General features: G+C 70.6%; 24 protein-coding genes. 15 read left to right on the plus strand and 9 right to left on the minus strand.

The annotated features are described in order from the left end of the window. Positions 1–37: 37 nt before the first annotated feature. From ACFXJ8_RS09235 to ligD, 6 genes are all read left to right on the plus strand, one after another. The gene (locus ACFXJ8_RS09235) at positions 38–949 is read left to right on the plus strand and encodes a metal ABC transporter substrate-binding protein (RefSeq protein WP_379643326.1); all 912 of its coding nucleotides are present in this window, start codon (positions 38–40) and stop codon (positions 947–949) included. Positions 950–963: 14 nt separating this feature from the next. Beyond that, positions 964–1719 carry a metal ABC transporter ATP-binding protein gene (locus ACFXJ8_RS09240; RefSeq protein ID WP_379643548.1) on the plus strand — a complete coding sequence of 252 codons (756 nt, stop codon included), beginning with the start codon at positions 964–966 and terminating at the stop codon, positions 1717–1719. Further along, positions 1716–2552: a metal ABC transporter permease gene (locus ACFXJ8_RS09245; RefSeq protein ID WP_379643327.1), complete on the plus strand. Its 837-nt coding sequence runs from the start codon at positions 1716–1718 to the stop codon at positions 2550–2552. The genes ACFXJ8_RS09240 and ACFXJ8_RS09245 overlap by 4 nt, the downstream gene beginning before the upstream one ends. After that, on the plus strand, positions 2549–2938 hold the full coding sequence (locus tag ACFXJ8_RS09250; RefSeq protein WP_379643328.1) for a Fur family transcriptional regulator: 390 nt from the start codon (positions 2549–2551) through the stop codon (positions 2936–2938). The genes ACFXJ8_RS09245 and ACFXJ8_RS09250 overlap by 4 nt, the downstream gene beginning before the upstream one ends. A 98-nt stretch (positions 2939–3036) precedes the next feature. Beyond that, entirely contained in the window at positions 3037–3585 is a 549-nt protein-coding gene (locus ACFXJ8_RS09255; protein WP_379643329.1) for a CGNR zinc finger domain-containing protein, read from the plus strand. A 7-nt stretch (positions 3586–3592) separates the two neighbouring features. Continuing rightward, positions 3593–4543, plus strand: a complete 951-nt coding sequence (ligD, locus tag ACFXJ8_RS09260; RefSeq protein ID WP_379643330.1) for a non-homologous end-joining DNA ligase — start codon at positions 3593–3595, stop codon at positions 4541–4543. A 16-nt stretch (positions 4544–4559) separates the two neighbouring features. On the opposite strand, the gene ACFXJ8_RS09265 is transcribed toward ligD, so the two are convergent. Continuing rightward, positions 4560–5333, minus strand: a complete 774-nt coding sequence (locus tag ACFXJ8_RS09265; protein WP_379643331.1) for an isoprenyl transferase — start codon at positions 5331–5333, stop codon at positions 4560–4562. After that, complete coding sequence (recO, locus tag ACFXJ8_RS09270) at positions 5330–6067, minus strand: DNA repair protein RecO (RefSeq protein WP_379643332.1); 738 nt, start codon at positions 6065–6067, stop codon at positions 5330–5332. Before recO ends, ACFXJ8_RS09265 begins: the two co-directional genes overlap by 4 nt. A 118-nt stretch (positions 6068–6185) precedes the next feature. Between recO and ACFXJ8_RS09275 the strand changes: the two genes are divergently transcribed. The 5 genes from ACFXJ8_RS09275 (at position 6186) to rocD (ending at position 11574) form a co-directional block, all read left to right on the plus strand. Continuing rightward, positions 6186–7697, plus strand: coding sequence for a CDP-alcohol phosphatidyltransferase family protein (locus ACFXJ8_RS09275; RefSeq protein WP_379643333.1), 1512 nt, complete (start codon positions 6186–6188; stop codon positions 7695–7697). Then, a complete protein-coding gene (locus ACFXJ8_RS09280; protein ID WP_379643334.1) occupies positions 7694–8398 on the plus strand; it encodes a DUF5941 domain-containing protein in 705 nt (234 codons plus the stop codon). The genes ACFXJ8_RS09275 and ACFXJ8_RS09280 overlap by 4 nt, the downstream gene beginning before the upstream one ends. Positions 8399–9001: 603 nt before the next feature. Further along, positions 9002–9514: an Lrp/AsnC family transcriptional regulator gene (locus tag ACFXJ8_RS09285; RefSeq protein WP_379643335.1), complete on the plus strand. Its 513-nt coding sequence runs from the start codon at positions 9002–9004 to the stop codon at positions 9512–9514. 51 nt (positions 9515–9565) lie between these two features. Next, complete coding sequence (gene ddaH, locus ACFXJ8_RS09290) at positions 9566–10363, plus strand: dimethylargininase (protein WP_379643336.1); 798 nt, start codon at positions 9566–9568, stop codon at positions 10361–10363. Between the two features lie 2 nt (positions 10364–10365). Further along, a complete protein-coding gene (gene rocD, locus ACFXJ8_RS09295) occupies positions 10366–11574 on the plus strand; it encodes an ornithine--oxo-acid transaminase (RefSeq protein WP_379643337.1) in 1209 nt (402 codons plus the stop codon). Positions 11575–11623: 49 nt separating this feature from the next. On the opposite strand, the gene ACFXJ8_RS09300 is transcribed toward rocD, so the two are convergent. From ACFXJ8_RS09300 to ACFXJ8_RS09315, 4 genes are all read right to left on the minus strand, one after another. Further along, positions 11624–12856, minus strand: a complete 1233-nt coding sequence (locus tag ACFXJ8_RS09300) for a CU044_5270 family protein (protein WP_379643338.1) — start codon at positions 12854–12856, stop codon at positions 11624–11626. Further along, the gene (locus tag ACFXJ8_RS09305) at positions 12849–13424 is read right to left on the minus strand and encodes an RNA polymerase sigma factor (protein WP_379643549.1); all 576 of its coding nucleotides are present in this window, start codon (positions 13422–13424) and stop codon (positions 12849–12851) included. Before ACFXJ8_RS09305 ends, ACFXJ8_RS09300 begins: the two co-directional genes overlap by 8 nt. Positions 13425–13490: 66 nt before the next feature. Then, positions 13491–13775, minus strand: coding sequence for a hypothetical protein (locus ACFXJ8_RS09310; RefSeq protein WP_379643339.1), 285 nt, complete (start codon positions 13773–13775; stop codon positions 13491–13493). After that, complete coding sequence (locus ACFXJ8_RS09315; protein WP_379643340.1) at positions 13765–15273, minus strand: alkaline phosphatase D family protein; 1509 nt, start codon at positions 15271–15273, stop codon at positions 13765–13767. The genes ACFXJ8_RS09310 and ACFXJ8_RS09315 overlap by 11 nt, the downstream gene beginning before the upstream one ends. Before the next feature lie 201 nt (positions 15274–15474). Here ACFXJ8_RS09315 and ACFXJ8_RS09320 point away from each other — a divergent pair, with 201 nt between their 5' ends. The 3 genes from ACFXJ8_RS09320 to ACFXJ8_RS09330 all read left to right on the plus strand — a co-directional run bounded on the left by ACFXJ8_RS09320 (position 15475) and on the right by ACFXJ8_RS09330 (position 18424). Next, entirely contained in the window at positions 15475–16752 is a 1278-nt protein-coding gene (locus ACFXJ8_RS09320; protein ID WP_379643341.1) for a Glu/Leu/Phe/Val dehydrogenase, read from the plus strand. 59 nt (positions 16753–16811) lie between these two features. Continuing rightward, positions 16812–17291: a cupin domain-containing protein gene (locus tag ACFXJ8_RS09325; RefSeq protein ID WP_379643342.1), complete on the plus strand. Its 480-nt coding sequence runs from the start codon at positions 16812–16814 to the stop codon at positions 17289–17291. A gap of 374 nt (positions 17292–17665) precedes the next feature. Beyond that, positions 17666–18424 carry a trypsin-like serine peptidase gene (locus tag ACFXJ8_RS09330; protein ID WP_379643343.1) on the plus strand — a complete coding sequence of 253 codons (759 nt, stop codon included), beginning with the start codon at positions 17666–17668 and terminating at the stop codon, positions 18422–18424. 180 nt (positions 18425–18604) lie between these two features. Here the strand turns inward: ACFXJ8_RS09330 and ACFXJ8_RS09335 are convergent, their stop codons facing one another. The 3 genes from ACFXJ8_RS09335 to ACFXJ8_RS09345 all read right to left on the minus strand — a co-directional run bounded on the left by ACFXJ8_RS09335 (position 18605) and on the right by ACFXJ8_RS09345 (position 20980). Then, on the minus strand, positions 18605–19516 hold the full coding sequence (locus ACFXJ8_RS09335) for a Gfo/Idh/MocA family protein (protein ID WP_379643344.1): 912 nt from the start codon (positions 19514–19516) through the stop codon (positions 18605–18607). Further along, positions 19513–20424 carry an NAD-dependent epimerase/dehydratase family protein gene (locus ACFXJ8_RS09340; RefSeq protein ID WP_379643345.1) on the minus strand — a complete coding sequence of 304 codons (912 nt, stop codon included), beginning with the start codon at positions 20422–20424 and terminating at the stop codon, positions 19513–19515. The genes ACFXJ8_RS09335 and ACFXJ8_RS09340 overlap by 4 nt, the downstream gene beginning before the upstream one ends. A 202-nt stretch (positions 20425–20626) precedes the next feature. Then, a complete protein-coding gene (locus ACFXJ8_RS09345) occupies positions 20627–20980 on the minus strand; it encodes a YrdB family protein (RefSeq protein ID WP_379643346.1) in 354 nt (117 codons plus the stop codon). A 115-nt stretch (positions 20981–21095) separates the two neighbouring features. On the opposite strand from ACFXJ8_RS09345, the gene ACFXJ8_RS09350 reads away from it, so the two are divergent. Further along, the gene (locus tag ACFXJ8_RS09350; RefSeq protein ID WP_379643347.1) at positions 21096–21791 is read left to right on the plus strand and encodes a TetR/AcrR family transcriptional regulator; all 696 of its coding nucleotides are present in this window, start codon (positions 21096–21098) and stop codon (positions 21789–21791) included. Positions 21792–21839: the final 48 nt, after the last annotated feature.

Here is a 21839-nt window from a genome sequence, read left to right on the forward strand (position 1 = left end):
GCGTGTGATGCCGCTTAAGACCCGATTTCTGACTCTGTTGACCGGTGGAACACTGCTGGCGGCCGCCGCCGCGTGCGGATCAGGCGCCGCCGAGACCACCTCCGCCGCCCCCCTGCAGCCAGGCGAGAAGGCCACGGTCGTGGCCGCCTTCTACCCGCTGCAGTGGCTGACCGAGCAGATCGCGGGCTCCGACGTCACCGTCGAGACGCTGACCGCGCCGGGGGTCGAGCCGCACGACCTGGAGCTGACGCCGCAGCAGGTCGCCGACGTCGGCGGGGCCACGCTCACCGCCTACGTCAAGGGCCTGCAGCCCGCCGTGGACGAGGCGGTCGAGCAGAACGCGGGCGACAAGGGGTTCGACGCGGCCGCCGCCGTACAGACCCTGCCCGCGACGGAGACCGAGGCCGAGGGCGCCGAGGGGCACGAGCACGAGGTCGCCTACGACCCGCACCTGTGGCTCGACCCGAGCAGGTTCGCGGGGGTGGCCACCAAGCTGGGCGAACGGCTGGCCGCGATCGACCCCGCGCACGCGCCCGCCTACAAGGACCGCGCCGCCAAGGCCGTCGCCGCGCTGACCGCGCTCGACCAGGAGTTCGCCAAGGGGCTGGCCGCCTGCTCGACCCGGTCGATCGTGACCGCGCACGGGGCGTTCGGCTACCTGGCCAACCGTTACCGGCTCAAGCAGGTCGGCATCACCATCGACCCCGAGGCCGAGCCCTCCCCCGCCCGCATCGCGGAGGTCGCCAAGGTCGCCAAGGCCGAGAAGGTCACTACCATCTTCACCGAGGCCCTCGTCAGCCCCAAGGTCGCCGAGGTCCTCGCCACCGAGGTGGGGGCGAAGACCGCGGTGCTCGACCCCCTGGAGGGCAAGCCGTCCGGCGGCGACTACCTGTCGGCCATGCGCCAGAACCTCTCGACCCTCCAAGCCGCACTGGGGTGCACAGCGTGACAGCGGTATTCGACATGACCGGTGGCCAGGTGACCCTGGACCATCGTTCCGTGCTTCGCGGCGTGGACCTGACCATCTGCCCCGGCGAGGTCGTTGCCATCATGGGGGCCAACGGATCGGGCAAGTCCACCCTGGTCAGGGCCATGCTCGGCCTCACGCCGCTCTCCGGCGGCCAGACCCTCCTGTACGGCAGGCCGCCCGCGAGGTTCCGCGAGTGGTGGCGCGTGGGCTACGTGCCCCAGCGGTTGCAGGTGGGCGGCGGCGTGCCCGCCACGGTCCGCGAGGTCGTCGCGTCGGGCCGGATCGCCCGCCAGCGCCGCCTGCGCCCGACCAACGCCGCCGACCACCAGGCCGTCGAGCGCGCGCTGGAGGCGGTGTCGCTGTCCGGCAGGGCAGGCGACTCCGTCCAGAACCTGTCCGGCGGCCAGCAGCAGCGGGTGCTCATCGCCCGCGCCCTGGCCGGCGAGCCCGACGTGTACGTCATGGACGAGCCGAACGCGGGCGTCGACGCCGACAGCCAGCGCCTGCTCGCCGACACTCTCACCACGCTGGTCGGCGCCGGGAAGACGATCGTGCTCGTCATGCACGAGCTGGGCCCGCTGGAGCCGCTCATCACCAGGGGCGTCGTCGTCCGCGACGGCGTGATCGCCCACGACGGGGTGCCGCCACGGCCCGAGGGCGACTGCGCCAAGCCCGGGCACGAGCACGTCCACCCCCACGCCGAGGAGCCCGTCGGGGGCCCGCTGGCGGGATGGAGGGCAGAGGCGTGATCGAGCTCCTCCAGCTTCCCTTCATGCAGCGGGCGGTCATCGCCGCGCTGCTGGTCGGGCTGTGCGCGCCGCTCGTCGGCACCTTCATCGTGCAGCGCCGCCTGGCCCTGCTCGGCGACGGCATCGGCCACGTGGCGCTGACCGGCGTGGCGCTCGGCTTCCTCACCGGGACCGCGCCCGTGCTGACCGCCGTCCTGGTGTCGGTGGTCGGCGCCGTGGCGATCGAGCTGGTGCGGGCGCGCGGCCGTACCAGCGGTGACGTCGCGCTGGCGCTGCTGTTCTACGGCGGCATCGCGGGCGGTGTGATGTTGATCTCCATCGCGCCCGGCGGCAGCAACGCCAAGCTGACGTCCTACCTGTTCGGCGCGATCGCCAGCGTCACCGCCGAGGACCTGTGGGTCATCGGCGCGCTGGCCGTCGCCGTGATCGCGGTCGTGGCGGTCTTCGGCAGGGAGCTGTTCGTGCTCTGCCAGGACGAGGAGGTGGCAAAGGCCAGCGGGCTGCCCGTCCGCTTCCTGAGCCTGCTCATCGCCGTCACCGCCGCGCTCACCGTCGTGATCGCCATGCGCGTGGTGGGATTGCTGCTGGTCAGCGCGCTCATGGTGATCCCCGTGGCCACCAGCCAGCAGTTCACGAGAGGCTTTCGGGCCACCATGCTGCTGTCGATGGTCTTCGGCGTCGTCGCGGCCGTGGGCGGGCTGCTGAGCTCCACCTTCTCCGCCAAGGTGCCGCCGGGCGCCGCCATCGTGCTTCTCGCTCTCGCCGGCTTCGTGCTGGCCCTCGGGGTCGGTAGATTCGTACGGCGAGGCCGAACCCAGGAGAGCAATCCATGACCACTCGTCGCGATGCCGTTCACGACACCCTTCGTAGGAGCGATGGTTTCCGCAGCGCGCAGGACGTCTACGCCGAGATGCGCTCCGACGGCGCGAAGATCGGCCTGACCACGGTCTACCGGGCGCTCCAGGCGCTGGCCGACGGCGGCAAGGTCGACGTGCTGCGCACCGACGACGGGGAGTCGGTCTACCGGGCCTGCGCCAGCGGCGACCACCACCACCACCTGGTCTGCCGCCACTGCGGCCACACGGTCGAGGTGGCCGGGCCCGACGTCGAGCGCTGGGCCGAGGCCGTCGGCGCCGACCACGGGTTCACCGAGGTCACCCACACCGTCGAGGTCTTCGGCACCTGCGCCTCCTGCTCGGCCGCCGCTCGCGCTTCCTGAGCGTGCGACGGGGTATGTGAACCATAGGAACGCCCTGGCACCCCGTGCGGGAGATACGCTGTGCCCCCACGCCGGAGTAGGGCACGACAGGAGCTGACATGCCGTTCGGCCATGACATGGTGTATTCGCTCGCGACCGCGGTCGACCTGGTGAACACCTCACCGTCGGCCGGAGGCGACGAAGGGCTGAGCGATCTCGACGACCTCGCCGAGTTCGTCAGGGTGCGCCAGGTCAGCGGCATCCAGACCCTCACCCCACGCGACCTGGGAGAGGTCAGGCTGCTGCGCGAGGACCTGCACCGGGTCTTCACCGCCTCCGACCAGGCCACCGCGCTGCGGCTGCTCAACACGCTGCTCACCGACACGCGCATCACCCCGCGGCTGACCGAGCACGACGGGCACCCGGTCCACATGCACTACTTCGCGCCCGACGCCTCGCTGGCCGAGCACCTGGCCGCCGACTGCGGGATCGCGCTGGCGCACCTGCTGGTCGAGGGCGAGTGGGAGCGGCTGCGCACCTGCTCGGCGCCCGACTGCGACCACGTGTTCGTGGACGAGTCGCGCAACAGGTCGCGCGTCTACTGCGACAGCCGTACGTGCGGCAATCGCATGCATGTCGCCGCTTACCGGGCGCGGCGCCGGGCATGATGGTGCGGTGACCACCGACGAGGTCAGAGACACAGTCTCGCTGACCAATCTCGACCAGCCGCTGTTCGACGACGCGGGCGTGACCAAGCGAGACCTGGTCGACTACCTCGACGCCATGCGCGAGCGCATCCTGCCCGCGCTGGGGGAACGGCCGCTGTCGGTGGTCAGGGTACGGGCGGGCCAGGCGCCGTTCATGCAGAAGAACGTCCCGTCCTACGCGCCCACCTGGATCCGCACCGTCACGATGTGGGCGGAGACCTCGCGCAGGGAGGTCTCCTACGCGCTGTGCGACGACCGCAGGACCTTGCTGTGGTTCGCCAACCAACGGGCGGTGGAGTACCACCCGACGCTGGTGCACGCGAGCGACTGGGAGCATCCCACACACCTCGTGCTCGACCTCGACCCGCCCGCCGCAGACGACTTCCCCATGGTGGTGCGCGCCGCGGGGCTGATCCGCCGGGCGCTGGACGACGCGGGCCTGGCGGGCGCCGTCAAGACCAGCGGCGCGAAGGGGCTGCACGTCTTCGTCCCGCTCCGCAAGGGCCTGGCGATGGCGGACGTCGCCGCCGCCACCCGGGCCCTGGCCGCGCGGGCCGAGCGCCTCGATCCGGCCCTCGCCACCACGGCCTTCATCAGGGAGGACCGCGAGGGCAAGGTGTTCCTCGACTCGACCAGGGCGGGCGGCGCGACGGTCGTGGCCGCCTACAGCCCGCGCGTGCGCCCCGGCGCGACCGTGTCGTTCCCCGTGGCGTGGGACGACCTCGACCGGGTCGCGCCCGCCGACTTCACCATCCGCACCGCCGTCGAACTGGCCGGCGACGGAGATCCGTGGGCCGACCTCATGCCGGAGCCCCAGGGGTTGCCCGCCGACCTCGTCGAGGAGGGGCACACCATCCCGGTGGCCCGGGTGCAGGCCATGCACGAGGGCAAGCGCAGAGCCCGCGCCCGCAAGGGCTGACCCGGCCCCTGCGGCCTCATACCTGGTTGGGGACCGCCCCGCCGTACCGCCGGTCGCGCTTGGCGAAGATCTCGCACGCCTCCCACAGGTCTCGCCGGTCGAAGTCGGGCCAGAGCCGGTTGAGGAAGACCATCTCGGCGTAGGCCGACTGCCACAGCAGGAAGTTGGAGAAGCGCTGCTCGCCCGAGGAGCGGACGAACAGGTCGACCTCGGGGATGTCGGGCTCGTCGAGGTAGCGGGCGAACACCTTCTCGGTCACCTTGCCCGGCTTGACCTTGCCCGCCGCGATGTCGTGCGCCAGCCTGACCGCGGCGTCGACGATCTCGGCCTGACCGCCGTAGTTGACGCAGAACTGCAGGGTGAGCTTGCGGTTGTGCCTGGTCATCTCCTCGGCGTCCTGCAACTCGGAGATGACGCTCTTCCACAGCCGCCCCGGCCGGCCCGCCCAGCGCACCCGCACGCCCATCGCGTGGAGCTCGTCGCGGCGGCGGCGGATCACGTCGCGGTTGAAGCCCATGAGGAAGCGGACCTCGTCGGGCGAGCGCTTCCAGTTCTCCGTGGAGAAGGCGTAGGCGCTCAGGTAGGGGACGCCCAGCTCCAGCGCGCCCTCGATGACGTCGAACAGCGACGCCTCGCCCGCCTTGTGCCCCTCCGTCCTCGGCAGGCCGCGCTGCTTGGCCCAGCGGCCGTTGCCGTCCATGACGATCGCGACGTGCCTGGGCACCAGGTCGCGCGGGATGGGCGGGGGCACCGCGCCCGAGGGGTGCGGGGCTGGGGGACGGACGTTCACCGTGCTGACTCCCTTTCTACGTGGCGGAGAGAGCGAATCCCGTGTTCGAGGTGCCACTGCAGGTAGGCGGCGACCAGCCCGCTGCACTCCGTGCGGTGGCGCGACTGCGAGGCGTCTGCCACCCCCCAGTCGCCGCGCAACAGCGCCGTCATCAGGGCGAGGGTCTCTCCAGCGGGTACGGCGGCGCCCGCGGGACGGCACGACCCGCACACCGCGCCGCCCGCCACGATGGCGAACGCCCGCACCTGCTCGGCCCTGCATCTGGCGCACTCCTGCAGCGCGGGCGCGTAACCCGCGACCGCGAGCGAGCGGAGGAAGTAGGCGTCGAGCACCAGCCTGGGCTCGTGGCTGCCGTCGGCCAGCGTGCGCAGCCCGCCCACCAGCAACAGGAACTGCCGCAGCGCCGGCTCCTTCTCGCCCTGGGTCAGCCGGTCGGCGGTCTCCAGCATCGCGCTGCCCGCCGTGTAGCGGGGATAGTCGTGGGCCAGCGCCTCGCCGTACGGATGAATGGTCTCCGCCTGGGTGATCACATCCAGGGTTCGACCCACGTGCAACTGGAGATCGACATGTGTGAAAGGCTCGAGGCGCGCGCCAAACCTGGAGGTGGTGCGGCGCACGCCCTTGGCGACGCCGCGCACCTTGCCCGTGCGCTTGGTGAGGAGGGTGACGATCCTGTCGGCCTCACCCAGCTTCTGGGTACGCAGAACGACGCCCTCGTCACGGTAGAGACTCACCGGTCCAGTCTAGGGCGACCTTCGGGTGGACCGGCTTTACCAGAGTCTCACTAGACTTTGACGCCTGCCCCTGGTTTACCTGTTGTTCGACCCCCCGCAACTGCCTCGAAAGGGTGACATGACCCGCGTGGTCCTGCTGGGCTCTTCGCCCGGCCCCGACACCGCCGCGACCGGCCTCAGGCTGGCCGCTCTGCCCGGCTCGCCCACCATCGGCGAGCGACTGCGCGATCAGGCGCTCTCGCTCGATCCGCGGCCGGCTCTGATCGAGCGCACCGATCTGGCCACCGCTCTGCGCGCCGTCGCCGAGATCGCCGAGTCGGCGCAGGAGAGCCTCCTCCTCCTGCCCACCAACTCGGTCATCCACGACGAGCTGATCTACCAGATCACCAAGGCCAAGCGCGGCGCCATCGCGCTCGTGGCCAAGGAGCCGCGAGCAGAAGACGAGAACGGCGAGCGGATCGCCTACGACGTCCCCATCGAGGAGGCCCAGCCCGAGATCGGCGGCAACAGCCTCGAAGGGCTCATGGTCCGCACCCGTGTCGGCAAGTCGCGCGTCATCTCGGTAGGCACCGCCCACCACGCCGTCACCAGGCCCAACGCGATCCTGCTCGGGCCGCTCCACCTCAGCGCCCGCAACGCGCCCGTGCTCGCCGAGACCTGCCGCGAGCTCGCCGACCTGGCCCACCTGTTCGGCCCCGAGGACGACCTGGTCCAGCTGATCGTCTTCGGGCTGGTCCGCAAGGGCGTCTCCGTCGGCATCCGCGGCCGCCGCGACCTGTTCTACCGACGCATCACCACCCAGGCGGAGGCCAACGAGGCCGCCACCGAGATGCACGGCATGGACGAGGACCGCGCCAGGCTCAACAACGCGGTCAAGGGCGCCGACGGCTTCTTCACCACGTACTTCGTCAGCACCTACTCCCGCTTCATCGCCCGCTGGGCGGCGCGGCGCGGGCTGACGCCCAACCAGGTGACGCTGATCTCCATCTTCCTCGGCGTGGCCGCGGCAGTGTGCTTCGCCACCGGCGAGCGGCTCGGCATGGTCGCCGGCGGCGTGCTGATCTACTTCGCGTTCGTCTTCGACTGCGTCGACGGGCAGGTCGCCCGCTACGCCCGCCAGTTCGGCGTGCTCGGCGCGTGGCTCGACGCGACCTTCGACCGGTTCAAGGAGTACGTCGTCTTCGCGGGGCTGGCCGTCGGCTACGTCGTGGCGGGCCACAGCGACGACATCTGGATCCTGGCGCTGGCCGCCCTCGCCCTCCAGTCGGTCAAGCACCTGCTCGACTTCTCCTTCGGCGCGGCCAACCGGCGCAAGCCGCCGGCCCCGCTGCCCACCACCCCGCTGACCGCGCCCGACGACCGCGGCCTGCGCAAGGCGCTCGAACACCGCAAGGCCGAGCGCAGCTCCGGTGTCCGCGGCCTGCTCAAGATGTGGACGAAGGCGGGCAAGTTCCGCTTCGTCTACTGGGCGCGCAAGATGGTCGTGTTCCCCATCGGCGAGCGGTTCGCGGCCATCGCGATCACCGCCGCCCTCTTCGACGCCCGGGTCACCTTCATCACCCTGCTGATCTGGGGAAGCGTCGCCGCCGCCTACACCGTCACCGGACGCGTCATGAGGTCCCTCGCATGATCACTCAGCCGCAGGCCACCGCCACCGCCGCTCCCGACCCCGACGAGGAACGGCGCCGCATCCAGACCGCCAGGCTGCTCGCCTACCGCGACGACGGCCCGCTGGTCCACGCCCTCGCCCCGCGCCTGGGCAAGGGCCTCCCGCCGGTCGCCATGCTGCTCGTCGCGCTCCTGGCGACCATCGGCGTGGCCGTCGCCGGCCTGTCGCCGCTGATCTCGGTGGCCGTCATGATCGTGCTCGTGCTCCCCACCGGGGCCCGCGACCACCTCGGCCGCTTGGACTGGCTCGTGCCGCCGCTGCTGCGGGGCACCGAGTTCCTGATCGTCATCCTGATCGGCCTGGCCTACGACGCGCCCAAGTGGCTGCTGTTCGTGCTGCTGTACGTGGTCGGCTACCACACCTACGACACGGTCTACCGCACCAGGCAGAGCATCTGGCCGCCCACCTGGGTGTTCATGGCCGGGCTCGGCTGGGAGGTCCGCCTGCTGATCATCGCGGCCGGCGCCGCGCTGGGCATCCTGGCTCCTGTGCTGTACGTGCTGACCGGCTATCTGCTCGTGCTGTTCGCGGTGGAGAGCGTGACGAGCTGGGTACGGCTGGACAAGGCGTCGGCGCAGGCCGGCGCAGACGCCGAGCAGGACCTGGAGGCCTCGCCCGAGGAGGCGCTGGAGCAGGCGACCGGCGAGGCCGAAAAGGCCTGACGCCGTCTGTCATGGGCCCGTGCTGAACGGCACGGGCCCTTCGCATGTCACCACCATAGAGTCACGATTCATGACCAAGCAGTCATCGAACCGACGTCGGGGGCCCTCGTCTACAGTGGTGGTCATGGCAGCCCATCGACCTGGAAGCGCTTCGTCGCCGCTTTCCGTGGGTGGGCGAGCCAGCATCGAGGAGCCTGATCTCGCGGCGCGGTACCGGGAGATCATGGCGGAGGCCCGGCGCAACCGGGAGGTCATGGAGGCAATCGACTCCGTGCGACGCAGCGCGTGAGCGATCTCCTGTGCGACTCCGGTCCGCTGATCGCCAGCTTCAACGACCGGGATCGCGACTTCGACCGCTGCGTGCGGCTGCTCGCCGAATGGGAGGGCAGGCTACTGGGGCCGTGGAGCTCTGCAGGAAGCTGGCGTCGGGGCCGCTCGGGTACATCGACGGGATCGTGTTGGCGATGGCCGAGCGGCTGGGCCACGGGCTCTGGTCCCCGTTCGCCGGGTCGTTCATCCTCTATCACCCGGTGCGCGACGACCGGCTCTCCGCGGCGCCGACCGGAGCGGCTTGCCGTACAGGACAGCCTGTATACAGGGGGCGTGGAACTGGATCGGCTGGATCGGGACATCATCGGGGCGCTCGTCGACGACGCCCGAGCGACATATGCACAAATCGGACAGCGCATCGGCCTGTCGGCGTCGGCGGTGAAGCGCCGCGTCGACCGGTTGCGGGACGCGGGGGCGATCACCGGGTTCAGCGCCCGGATCGCCCCGCAGGCCCTCGGCTGGACCACCGAGGCCTACGTGGAGCTGTTCTGCCAGGGCAAGACCTCGCCCGCCGCGATCGGCCTGGCCATCGCCCGGCATCCCGAGGTGGTCTCCGCCTGCACGATCACCGGTGAGGCCGACGCGCTGCTGCACATCAGGGCCACCGACGTGCGTCATGTGGAGCGGGTCATCGAGCGGATCGCGGCCGAGCCGTTCGTCGTGCGGACCAAGAGTTCGATCGTCCTGTCGCGGCTGGTGGACGAGGCGCAACGGATCGGGGCCGCAGTGCCCCAAGACGCAACAGAACCGCCCCAACACGCAATATCGGGCGCTTGGCCTGCGTAAACGCTGTTCCTAGGCTACTGCCGTCCCCCTCCGACGAGTTGGAGCCGCAGCATGCGCAAGCACTATCTGATGTGCCGTCCTGATTTCTTCGCCGTGGAGTATGCGATCAATCCGTGGATGGATCCCGGCGCGGGCGCCGACCGTGACGTGGCGGTCAGGCAGTGGGAGGGGTTGAAGGCCGCCTACGAGGAGCTGGGCCACCAGGTCAGCCTGATCGACCCGGTCGAGGGCCTGCCCGATATGGTCTTCGCCGCCAACGGCGCCCTGGTGGCCGGTGGCAGGGTGTACGGCGCGCGCTTCGCCTTTCCCGAGCGGGCCGCGGAGGGCCCCGCCTATCTGCGCTGGTTCGCCGAGCGCGGCTATCCGACGCACGAGCCCGTCCACGTCAACGAGGGCGAGGGCGACTTCCTGGCGATGGACGAGGTGATCCTGGCCGGCACCGGCTTCCGCACCTCGCGTGAGGCGCACAACGAGGCGCAGGAGTTCCTCGGCCGGCCGGTCGTCTCGCTCCAACTGGTGGACCCGCGCTTCTACCACCTCGACACGGCGCTGTTCCCGCTGCACGGGCGGAATATCGCCTACTACCCCGGAGCGTTCTCCGAGGGGAGCAGGAGCGTCCTGCGCAGGATGTTCCCCGACGCCGTGATCGCGGGCACCGACGACGCCGAGGTGCTCGGCCTGAACGCCGTCAGCGACGGCAGGCACATCGTGATCAACGCGGAGGCGCACGACCTCCAGCTGGACCTCAAGCGGCGCGGATACGAGGTCATCCCCGTCGAGCTCGACGAGCTCCGCAAGGCAGGCGGGGGTCCCAAGTGCTGCACACTGGAAATCAGGGGGGAAATCTAACCATGAGCAAGAGCTCGGAACACATCGACGTAAGCGAGCGCCGCAGCGCGCACAACTACCACCCGCTGCCCGTCGTGATCCACGAGGCGCACGGCGCCTGGGTGACCGACGTCGAGGGCAGGCGTTACCTGGACTTCCTGTCCGGCTACTCGAGCCTGAACTTCGGCCACGGCAACCCGAAGATCATCGAGGCGGCGCAGGAGCAGCTCAAGAACCTCACGCTGACCAGCCGGGCGTTCTACCACGACCAGTTCGCCGCGTTCTGCCAGGGACTCGGCGACCTGACGGGCAAGGACATGGTCCTGCCGATGAACACCGGCGCGGAGGCGGTCGAGACCGCGATCAAGGTCGCCCGCAAGTGGGGCTACCTGGTCAAGGGCGTGGCGCGCGACCAGGCCAACATCATCGTGATGGAGGACAACTTCCACGGCCGCACCACCACGATCGTCAGCTTCTCCACCGACCCTGACGCGCATGCGGACTTCGGCCCCTACACGCCCGGCTTCAAGATCGTCAAGTACGGCTCGGCCGAGGCGGTCCGCGAGGCGATCGACGCCCACACGGTGGCCGTGCTGGTGGAGCCGATCCAGGGCGAGGCGGGCGTGCTGGTGCCGCCGGACGGGTACCTGACCCAGATTCGCGAGCTGTGCACCGAGCACAACGTGCTGATGATCGCCGACGAGATCCAGTCGGGGCTCGGCCGTACCGGCAAGACCTTCGCCTGTGAGCACGAGGGCGTCGTGCCCGACATCTACGTGCTGGGCAAGGCCCTCGGCGGCGGCGTGGTCCCGGTCTCGGCCATCGCGGCCGACCAGGACGTGCTCGGCGTGATCAAGCCGGGCCAGCACGGCTCGACGTTCGGCGGCAACCCGCTGGCCTGCGCGGTCGCCAACGCGGTGATCGAGATGCTCAACACGGGTGAGTACCAGGAGAGGGCGGCCAGGCTCGGCGAGCTCATGCACACCCGCTTGGGCGAGCTGATCGGCAACGGGGTGGTGACGGTGCGCGGGCGTGGTCTGTGGGCCGGTGTCGACATCGACCCTTCGCTGGCGACGGGACGCGCGGTGTCCAAGGCGCTGATGGATCGCGGCGTGCTGGCCAAGGACACCCACGGCTCCACGGTCAGGCTGGCCCCGCCGATCGTGATCTCCGAGGAGGATCTGCTGCACGCCGTCGACCAGCTGGCCGACGCGATCGCCTCGTTCCGGTAGTTCCCTTGGTACGGCCCGCGCCCAAGAGCGCGGGCCGTACCACCCGGTGTCAGCGGTCGGGCCGCACCGTGACCGTCACGGTGGGGGCGGGAGCCTCCGTCGGCCGCGCGGGCGTGGACGTCGGCTCGACCGACGGCTCGGCTGACACGGTGGGCCCGTCGGCCGGTACCTTCCCCTTCGGCACCGGCGTCACGATCACCGTCTGGTCGGTCGACGGGATGGGCGTCGGCGTCACCGTCTCGACGTCGGACGGAATGGGCGTCGGGGCCACCGTCTCGGGCGGCTCGACGGAGGCGTCGCAGCTGCTGTCGTGCCCCGCACCGGCGGCCTCCGCCGGCAGCGTGTCCACGACGGAGGCGCTCGTCTCGGCGGTCAGCGCGAGCACCGAGCCGACGGGAGCCCCCGCGGCCTTCTCGTCGACGACGGTCCCGCGCTCGCCCAGGAGCCTGAACGTCGCGGGGTCGAAGATGAGCTGCTCCAGCAGGCCGTCCTTCGCCTTGCGGCCCACCGCGGTCCCCTTGCGGCCGGCGCCGTCCTCCACGCCTTCGGCCACCTCCACGCCGGGCAGCGCCTTGGCGGCGGTGAACAGCGCCTCCCGCTGCGCCCGCGGCACGTACGTCTCCCTGATCAGGTCGCCCAGGGCGACGAAGGCATCGGAGTTGGTCCCATTGGCCCGCTTGTCGAGAAAGGCGCGCATGCCGTCCGCGTCGGTCGGCAGCGTCGCCAGGAAGGCGTAGTCGTTGCGGAAGGCGCCCAGCCGGTCAGGGCAGCTGGCCAGCCGCATCCACTCCGTGCCCTCCCTGTCCTTGGCCTCCTCCGGCAACGGCCAGCCGGGGAACGGCTTGGGCTCCAGCGTCTCGATCGACAGCAGGCCGCCCGCGCCGGCGTCGGCCGAGCGCCACAGCTGCCGCTTGGTCCGGTAGAGGTAGCGGCTCTCCTTCTCGCCCATGGTGGAGGCGCGGTACATCGTCTCCGACTCCACCAGCACGAACTGCCCCGGCTTCGGCGTGAGCTCCTCGCCCATCCCCACCGTCACCGCCGCGGCGGGGCGGGCCACCGTGCCGCCCCCCGAGGTGGAGGAGAGCGTGAAGGCCACTCCCCCGACCAGCGCGACGGTCAGCCCGAAGGCTCCCGCCGCCTGCCAGCCGAGGCGGGGAAAGCGGAAGCCGCGTCTGGCCGTGGCCTCCTGCACCAGGCGGCGGCGGGCGGCCTCCCGCGCCTCCTGCGGGTACGGAGGGACGGCCGGCCGCCCCTCGGCGAAGATCCTGATCTCGTCATCCATGCTCGGGCTCCTCCTGGAAGGGATCGGTGCCGCCGAGGGCCCTGCGCACCTTCGTCCTGAGCCGGTGCAGGCGGGAGCGGACGGTGCCCACGGGGATGTCGAGTGCGAGCGCCACATCCTCGTAGGTCAGATCCGCCCACGCCACCAGCAGCAGCAGGTCCCGTTCGGCCGCCGACAGGCGGGTGAGCGCCTTGGCGAGCCTGGGCTGAAGTTGCTCCGCGGTGACCCTGTCGGCGCTGCGTTCGTCGAAGGATCCAGGGCGGTCGGGCGCCAGGCGCGCCATGGCCTGGGTACGGCGGCGCTCGGCCCTGCGGTGCTGCGCCACGACGTTGGTCGCGATGCCGTACAGCCATGGCCTGGCGTCGGGTCGCGAACGGTCGTAACGCGCCCGGCCGCGGAAGGCGGCCAGAAACACCTCGCCCACGGCGTCCTCGGCCAGTTCGGGGCCGAGCCGCCGCGCGGCGTACCTGAAGATCTCGTCGGCGTGCCGGTCGAACAGGGTGGCGAACAACTCAGGTTCGCTCACTGACTGCCCGACCAGCGTCGCGTCGTCCAACGCCTGCGCCATCACCACGGGAGGGATTCCTTTCTGCGGTCAACCAGTACTTGGCCGCAGCCCGGAGTCCGGTTCCACCTACTTCGCCAGCCTCCATGACAGCAGTCCCTCTGGCGCCTCCTCGCGCACGAAGCCCGCCTCGGTCAGCTCGGCGCGCAGGGTCGCCGCCGAGGGCCGATGGGTGGCACTTTCGACGACGTCCTCGCCGATGACGGTGTTTTCGCCGGTGCCGGTGCCCGCGCCGATCTCCAGCACGGAGCCGCTGACGAGCGGGGGCAGTTTCTCCCGCACGTCGGGCACGTGGCCGTCGTCATGCCACAGGTCGTAGAAGGGAACGGCTACGGCATACGCGTCAAAGGTCATGCACCGTTTCTAGCGGTTCCAGCGACTCGCCATGCCACACCACGGTCACCCGATCGCCGAACTCCAGCGACGCCAGCGCGTTCTGGAACAGCGGGCCCTTGGTCACCTTCCATCGGAACGGCGGGCGCGGGATGCGGGCGAGCGAGGCGAGCCCGCTGCCGATCAGCGTGGCGACGCCGAACTGGGTGAAGATGTTGGCCAGGCGCAGGGCCTTGCTCAGCGGGTTGCGGATGGGCGAGCAGACGATCTGGTAGATCGGCCCCGGGGCCTGCGCCAGGTAGGAGTAGTGCACGTCGCCGGACAGGATCAGCACCGGCTTGCGCAGCTTGACCAGCAGCCGCGCCAGGTCGTCGAACGAACTGCGGAAGGCGCCCCAGTGCTCCAGGTCGAAGCCCTGCCTGAACACCTCCGACATCCGGGCGACGGTCTTTCCCCACTTGCCGTCGCACAGCGCCTCGTTCCAGTTCTGCACGAGGTGGACGCCCTCCGGCAGCAGGAACGGGACAGACGAGCCGATGATCAGCCGCCCGCTCGTCTGCGCGATCTGCTCCTCCAGCCACTCCCACTCGCCGGGGTCGAGCATCCTGCGGTCGCCGGGGGTCAGCTGGCGCGCGCACCTGGTGTCGACGACGACCAGCCGGGAGTGCCCGAGGTCGCGGGCGTAGCTCCACCTGTTGCTGCTCGGCTCGGCGTCGGCCCGCGCGGCGAAGTCGTCGAGCGCCTCGGAGCCCTCGCCACGCTTCAACGCGAGCAGCAGCGGGTCGTCGGCGCGCTCGTCCGGCGACAGGTTGCCCAGGTGCTGGTAGATCCAGTAGCTGCCGAGTCCCGCGATCACGCGCCGCGGCCACCAGGGCGTGCGCGCCATCTTGATTCGCCAGTCCTTGGAGGTGTTCCAGTCGTCGCGCAGGTCGTGGTCGTCGAAGATCATGGCGGTGGGCACGGTCGACAGCAGCCACCGAATGTCGGGGTCGGTCCAGGCGAGCCGGTAGAGCTCGGCGTACTCCTCGAAGTCGGCGATCTCCTGGGCGGGCTGCTCGCCCGGCTTCCTGCGCGCGGAGATGAACTCCTGCATCGGCGGCGAGGGCTTGTCGGCGTAGACCTGGTCGCCGATCATCAGCAGCAGGTCGGGCAGCGGCCTGTCGCTCGCGGCGTAGGTGCGCAGCACGTCCACACCGTGCGTCGCGTTGTGCAGGGCGTCGTGGGGCACGCTGGTACGGCACGAGCCGAACATCACCCGCGAGGGCCCCTCAGGCGGCATCAGCCTGATGCGGCTGGGCCGGTCGATCGGCCAGACCTGCTCGCCGTCCACCTCGACGGTGTACTCACCCTCGAAGCCCTCCAGATCGACGATCGCGTAGTGGTGGCCGTGCACGGAGAAGGTGGGCGTGTCCCACCGCCCGCACACCGTGACCACGCCGGGCTGGTCGGTCTCCACCCAGATGGAGGCCCGGGTGGAGTCGACGTAGCGGAGCATTGGACCGACGACCAGATCAGGCATTCGTTCCCTCGATGTGACGTTTCGGCGTGGTTCCACTTTCAAGACTGCCAGAGTGGCACGTTCCCCAGAGGTGGATCTCCGGCTTGGATTCTTCACCATGAGGATCAGCCGCGGGTTACGCTGATCACACAGAACCGCCCAGGGGTTGAGCAATGGCGCTTTTCCCACTGTTGGGCGTACATAACAGGAGGAATTTCTTCCATGACCGTCATGGTGCCGTCAAGGACGCCGGCCCTGATCACACCCGGGCGACAAGCCCTCGACTCCGCTCTCCACCAACTCGACCAGGCGGCCGAGCAGCTCGGCCTCGACGACGGCCTGCGCGCGATGCTGGCCACGCCGCGCCGCTCGCTGACCGTCTCCGTGCCCGTCCGCCGCGAGGACGGCAGGATGGACGTCGTGCAGGGCTTCCGTGTCCAGCACAACGTCTCGCGCGGCCCCGCCAAGGGCGGTATCCGCTTCCACCCCGCCACCGACATCCACGAGGTCACGGCGCTGGCCATGTGGATGACGTGGAAGTGCGCGCTGGTGGGCATCCCGTACGGCGGTGCCAAGGGCGGCGTCTCCGTGGACCCGGCCGTGCTCACCACCAGGGAGCTCGAGCGGCTGACCCGCCGCTACGTCAACGAGATCCTGCCGCTCATCGGGCCCGAGAAGGACATCCCCGCGCCCGACGTCGGCACCGACGAGCAGACCATGGCCTGGATCATGGACACCTACAGCGTCAACGCCGGGTACTCGGTGCCGGGCGTCGTGACCGGCAAGCCGATGACGCTGGGCGGCTCGCTCGGCCGTACCGGAGCGACCTCCAGGGGTGTGCAGATCGCCACGCTGTCCGCGCTCGGCCGCTCGCCCGAGGGTGTGACGGTGGCCGTGCAGGGCTTCGGCAAGGTGGGCGCGCTGGCCGCGCAGTACCTGTCCGACGCGGGCGCGAAGGTCGTCGCGGTCTCCGACGTCACCGGCGCGATCCACAACTCCTCCGGGTTCGACGTGGCCGACCTGCGCGCGTGGGTGGTGGAGACCGGCAGCGTCGCCGGTTACCGCCACGGTGACGCGATGGCGCACGCGGAGCTGCTCGAACTGGATGTGGACGTGCTGGTCCCCGCGGCCCTGGAGGGTGCGATCACCGCGGAGAACGCGCCCAGGGTGAAGGCGCGGCTCATCGTCGAGGGCGCCAACGGGCCGACCACGCCCGAGGCGGACGAGATCCTCGCCGCGAACGGCACGACGATCGTCCCCGACATCCTGGCCAACGCGGGCGGGGTGATCGTGTCGTACCTGGAGTGGGTGCAGAACATGCAGGCCTACTCCTGGAGCGCCAACGAGGTCGAGGTCAGGCTGCGCGACCTGATGGAAGGCGCCTTCGCCGAGGTCAGGTCGGTGGCGGCGGAGCGCGGGATCACCCTGCGCCAGGCGGCCCACGTGATCGGCGTGGGCAGGGTCGCCGACGCCCACCAGATGCGCGGTCTCTACCCCTGAGGCGCGCGGGGGCGGCGCGGGCGCAGGCTCGTGCCGCCCCTGTCCATAGGATGCGCCCTATGACATATCCCGATCCGATCTATTTCGAGGACAAGGGCGAGAACAGCGCCGTCTACCGTCCCGCGGGCTCCGAGCCCGAACTGGTCTACCCGACCGGCAACACCGTCGACTACCTGGCCACCGGCGCCTCCACCGGTGGCCTGTTCGGTCTCTACCGCTGGAACATGGGCCCGACGCCGTCAGGGCCAGGACCGCACTTCCACAAGACGATCACCGAGTCCTTCTTCATCCTCGAAGGCTCTATCAAGATCTACAACGGGGACCGCTGGCTCGACACCAAGCCGGGCGACTGGGTCCACGTCCCCGCGGGCGGTGTGCACGGTTTCCGCAACGAGTCGGGTGAACCCGCCTCCATGCTGCTGCACTTCTCTCCCGGCGCGCCGCGTGAGGGCTACTTCGAGGGCCTGCTCGACGTGGCGAACATGAGCGACGAGGAGAAGGCCGAGTTCTTCCTGCGCCACGACAACTACTGGCTCTGATTCAGGGTCGCGGGCCCGCACCAGAGGCGGGCGAAGCACCCGTCGGTAACGTCTGCGCCACCAACTACACAATGGTCGCCAACGTCCCCAAGGCGGTACTCAAACCCCCCGAGGTGTACGGCGCGGCCCACGCCACGCGGCGCGACCTGGCAAAACGCTACAGCGCCCGATAGTCTTCGCAAGATCACTTCTTGGGGGGACGGGTGCTCAGGCTCGTAATGGCGGCGGGGCTGCTCCTGTCGGCGGGAGCGGCTCCCGCCGACGGGGGTGTGCGGGACGACGGGGGTGTACGGGACGACGGGGGTGTGCGGGACACAGTCGGCTGGAGCGGTGCCTCCTCCCACCCGGGCCTTTCTAGGGCTTCGCGGCTTTCGGTGCCGAACCGCCGGGTTCTCACCCCGCGCGGCGACCGGCTCGGCTACGCGCCGGTCGCCCGGCCGTACCAGGGGCCGCACCAACTGGCCGGGATGCTGGTGAGCCACGACCCCGTCACCCGCACCGACCTCGTCTGCGGGGCGGTCGTCCTCAGGTCGCGCAGCCGCAGCCTGGTGCTGACCGCCGCCCACTGCCTGTACGGCGACGGCCACCGCTACGACCGGGTCGCCTTCCTGCCCGCCTACAACGGCGATGACAAAAAGCTCGGCGTCTGGCCCGCCGTACGGGTGTGGGTGCCCAAGCGGTGGCGCGCCAGGCCGTACTCCACCGCCCAGCTGCCCTACGACGTCGGCCTCGTCGGCGTGGCCCGCGGCGGGCGGCAGTTGGAGGAGGTCACGGGGCCGGGGCTGCGGCCGTACCTCACCCGCAAGGGCGGCTCGACGCCGCGCCTGGAGCTGCTCGGCTACCCGATCGGCGGCCCCTACTCGGGCACCGACATGTACCGCTGCGTCGGCGACACCATTGAGGGCGGCGCCGCCGGGCCTGGGGTGCTCGTCACCCGCAACTGCCACGCCGCCCCGGGCGCCAGCGGCGGACCCGCGGTGTACGGCAGGACGGTGGCCGGAGTGGTCTCGTCGTCCAGTCCGCTGCGGGACCCGGCCGGGTTCACGGTGATGACGCGGCTGACCCCGAGGCCGTTCGGCAAGCTCCTCGCCGCCGCCGACCGCGCCATGCGCCCCCGAACCTACGCCCCCTGACCCGCCCCGACCCCGCCTGCTGACCCCTTGGGTCGGGCCCCGCTCCCCCGCCTCACGGCTGCCCGGTGCGCGCTCGCAGTCCCGGGCTCGCAAGGCCCAGCGGCGCGCCGAGGGGCCAGCGGCGCGCTGGAGGGCCTGCGGGCGTTCGGGAGAGGTGAGCCCGAGTTCCTTCACCGGCTGTCAGGAGACGAGGGCCGTCTCTCGTTCGCAGGCGGCGACGATCTCCTCGCAGATCTCGTGCGTGACCAGCGCGTCCTGCGCCCCGAGCACCCGCCCGGCCCGCACCGCGTCCACGAACGCCATGGTCACCTGCTCGATCCCCCGCTGCCTCGACACCGGCACCCAGTCAGGCCGCCGCACCAGCGTCTCCCCCGCCGGGCCGTAGTCGATGATGTCGCCCAGGTTGACCACCCGCCGCTTCACGCCCTCGCCCAGCACCTCCAAGCTCTCCTCCGAGGCCGCGCCGACCCTGTTCATGACGCCGTGGGCCATGAACCCGTCACCCGCCAGCTCCAGCACCAGATGTTCGACCAGGCCGTCGCGCATCCTGGTGCGGATCCGCGTCTCGGTCACCGGTCCTGGCGCGAGGAAGCGCAACGTGTCGACCACGTGGATGAAGTCGTCGAACACCGCCCTGCGCGGCGTGTCCGGCATGGCCGGGCGGTTCTTCTGCATCAGCACCAGGTGGCGGGACAGGTCGAGCATTCCCGCATATCCGGGGGCGTGGCGCCGGTTGAAGCCCACCATGAGGGAGACGCGCTCGTCGGCGGCCAGCCGTACGAGATGGCGGGTCTCGTCGAGGGTGTAGGCGACGGGTTTGTCGACGTAGACGTGCACCCCCGCCCTGAGCAGCGGCTCGACGATCGCCGGGTGGGCCTCGGTGGCCGCGTGGACGAACGCCGCGTCGACCCCGGCCTTGATCACCTCCTCGACCGACGTGGACCGCCCGGCCACGCGGTGCGCGTCTCCGAGCCGGTGCAGCGTCCGCTCGTTGCGCGTGCACAGGTGCAGGTCGAGGTCGGGCTGGGCGGACAGGACGGGCAGGTAGGCCTTCTCCGCGATGTCACCGAGGCCGATCAGGGCAATCTTCATGCACCGAGCGTAGTGCGCAGGGCGTCGTCGAGCGGGGTGGGCTTGACCCCGAAGGTGCCGGTGAAGGCCGACGAGTCGAGCTCGTACGGCGCGACGAACTGGTACCGGACGTGGCGCAGCTCGCCGATCATCGAGTTGAACAGTCCCGCCACCCGCACGACAGGCCACGGCAGCGTGCTCATCCTGGGCGCGGGCCGGCCCAGGATCGCCGCCATCCGCTCGCCCATCTCCCTGAACGTCCGGGGCTCGCTCGTCGGCACGTGCCATGCCCTGCCCCACGCCCGCTCGTCGGTCGCCGCGACGACGAGCGCGTCGGCGACGTCCGGCAGGTAGGTCCAGCTGTGCGGCACGTCCGCGGGCCACGGGAGCTGGATCGTCCTGCCCGCCCTGAGCGGCTTGACGAACCTGTCCCCCAGGTAGGACTGATCCGTGCTGCCTGGGCCGAAGTAGTCGGAGCCGCGCACCTCGGTGGCCCTGATCCGGCCCGCCTCGTGCGCGGCGCGCAGGTCGGCCCACATCGCCGCTCTGACCCGTGCCTTCGGGTTGGCGGACGCCAGCGGCAGGTCCTCGGTCATCGGCCCGCGAACGGGACCGTAGGGGTAGAGGTTGCCGAGCGTGGCCAGCACGGCCCCGCTCGACTCGGCCGCCGCCAGGAACGAGGCGGCCATCGGCGGCCAGTCGGTGAGCCAGCGGTGGTACGGCGGGTTGACGCAGTTGTAGATGGCCTCGGCGCCCTTGGCGATCTCGGCCAGCCGCGCGCTGTCGGCCACGTCGGCCGCGACCTTCGTGGCGCCCTCGGGGCCGCTGCCCGAACGAGTGACGACCACGACCTCGTGGCCCTGCGCGATCAGCTTGCGAGCGACGTGCGGACCGACCTGACCCGCGCCGACGACGACGTGCTTACCCATGATCAACCTACTTCCCGACGAAACCTGACGAAAGATGTATACCGATCAATCCACTACGGGAGCCGCGGAATTCCTCCCACGACCGCGGCCCCTCCCCGATGGAGGCCCCGGCCCTCCCCGCCGGAGGCCCCGGCTCCGTCGGCCCCGAGGTCCCGAGGTCCCGAGGCCCCGGCCCTGCCCGCCCCCGAGGTCCGGGCAAGGCTCAGGACTGGTGCCAGACCAGGCGCAGGACCGCGTTCACCACGAAGGCGGCGCCCAGGACCACAGCAGGGGTGAGCGCTCCGGCGGCGTGGAGCGCGACCACCCCGCCGCCGAACCAGGCCACCTCGAACAGGCCCCTCGCGATCCCGGTCAGCGGGTAGGTGGCGTTGGCGCCGCCGCCCGCCGCGAACAGCCCCCACAGCACGCCGAACAGCACGGGCGCCCCGATGCCCGCCAGCAGCTTCAGCGCCCAGGCCGAGCTCATGGTGAAGCCCCAGTAGCCGACCGCGGCCAGGACGCTGAGCTCAAGGACGAACATCAGGGCCATATTGGCCCCCTTGGCGATGGCGAGCATGTGAGCCTCTTCGGTGAGTGCCGTTCTCTTACGAGAGCAATGCTCTCCCATGAGAGCGTCAGCCGTCAAGAGCAGTGCTCTCGTTTCTTGGCGGCGCTCTGGTAGCGTGCCTGTCATGACCGCTAGCCGTACCGCCAGAGAACGTGTCCGCGCGGAGCTGATCAGGGAGATCACCGACATCGCCCGCCGCCACCTGTCCACGGAGGGCGCGGCGGGCCTGTCGCTGAGGGCCGTCGCGCGGGAGATGGGGATGGTCTCCTCGGCCATCTACCGCTATTTCCCGACGAAGGATGACCTGTTGACGACGCTCATCATCGACGCCTACAACTCCGTCGGCGACGCCGTCGAGCACGCCGACTCCGGATGCGCGCGTGACGACTTCGTCGGACGGTGGCTGGAGATGTGCCGGGCGATCAGGGCGTGGGCGCTGGCGCACCCGCACGAGTACGCGTTGATCCACGGCACGCCCGTGCCCGGCTACCAGGCGCCGCAGGACACCGTCGATCCCGCCTCACGTGACGGGGTCATGTTCGCCAGGCTGATCGCCGACGCTCATGCGGCGGGGGCGATCCAGACGCCCGACGACACTCCGGCACCGGTGGAGTTCTACGAGGACGCGGCCGCCCTGCGCGAGACGATCTTCACGGGGGTGCCCGACGAGGTGATCCTGCGGGCCCTGCACGCGTGGACGTGGGTGTACGGGTCGGTCAGCTTCGAGCTGTTCGGCATGTACAACAACGTGATCTCCAAGCGGGCCGCCACGTTCGAGCACGGCGCCCTGTCCATGGCGCACTACGCCGGACTCAGATAACACCCGAGGGGTACAGCTCGGCGAGCCGTACCCCTCGGAAAGACGTCA

Origin of the sequence: Nonomuraea sp. NPDC059194, from assembly GCF_042754765.1 — a bacterium.
In the GTDB taxonomy this organism is placed as follows: Bacteria; Actinomycetota; Actinomycetes; order Streptosporangiales; family Streptosporangiaceae; genus Nonomuraea.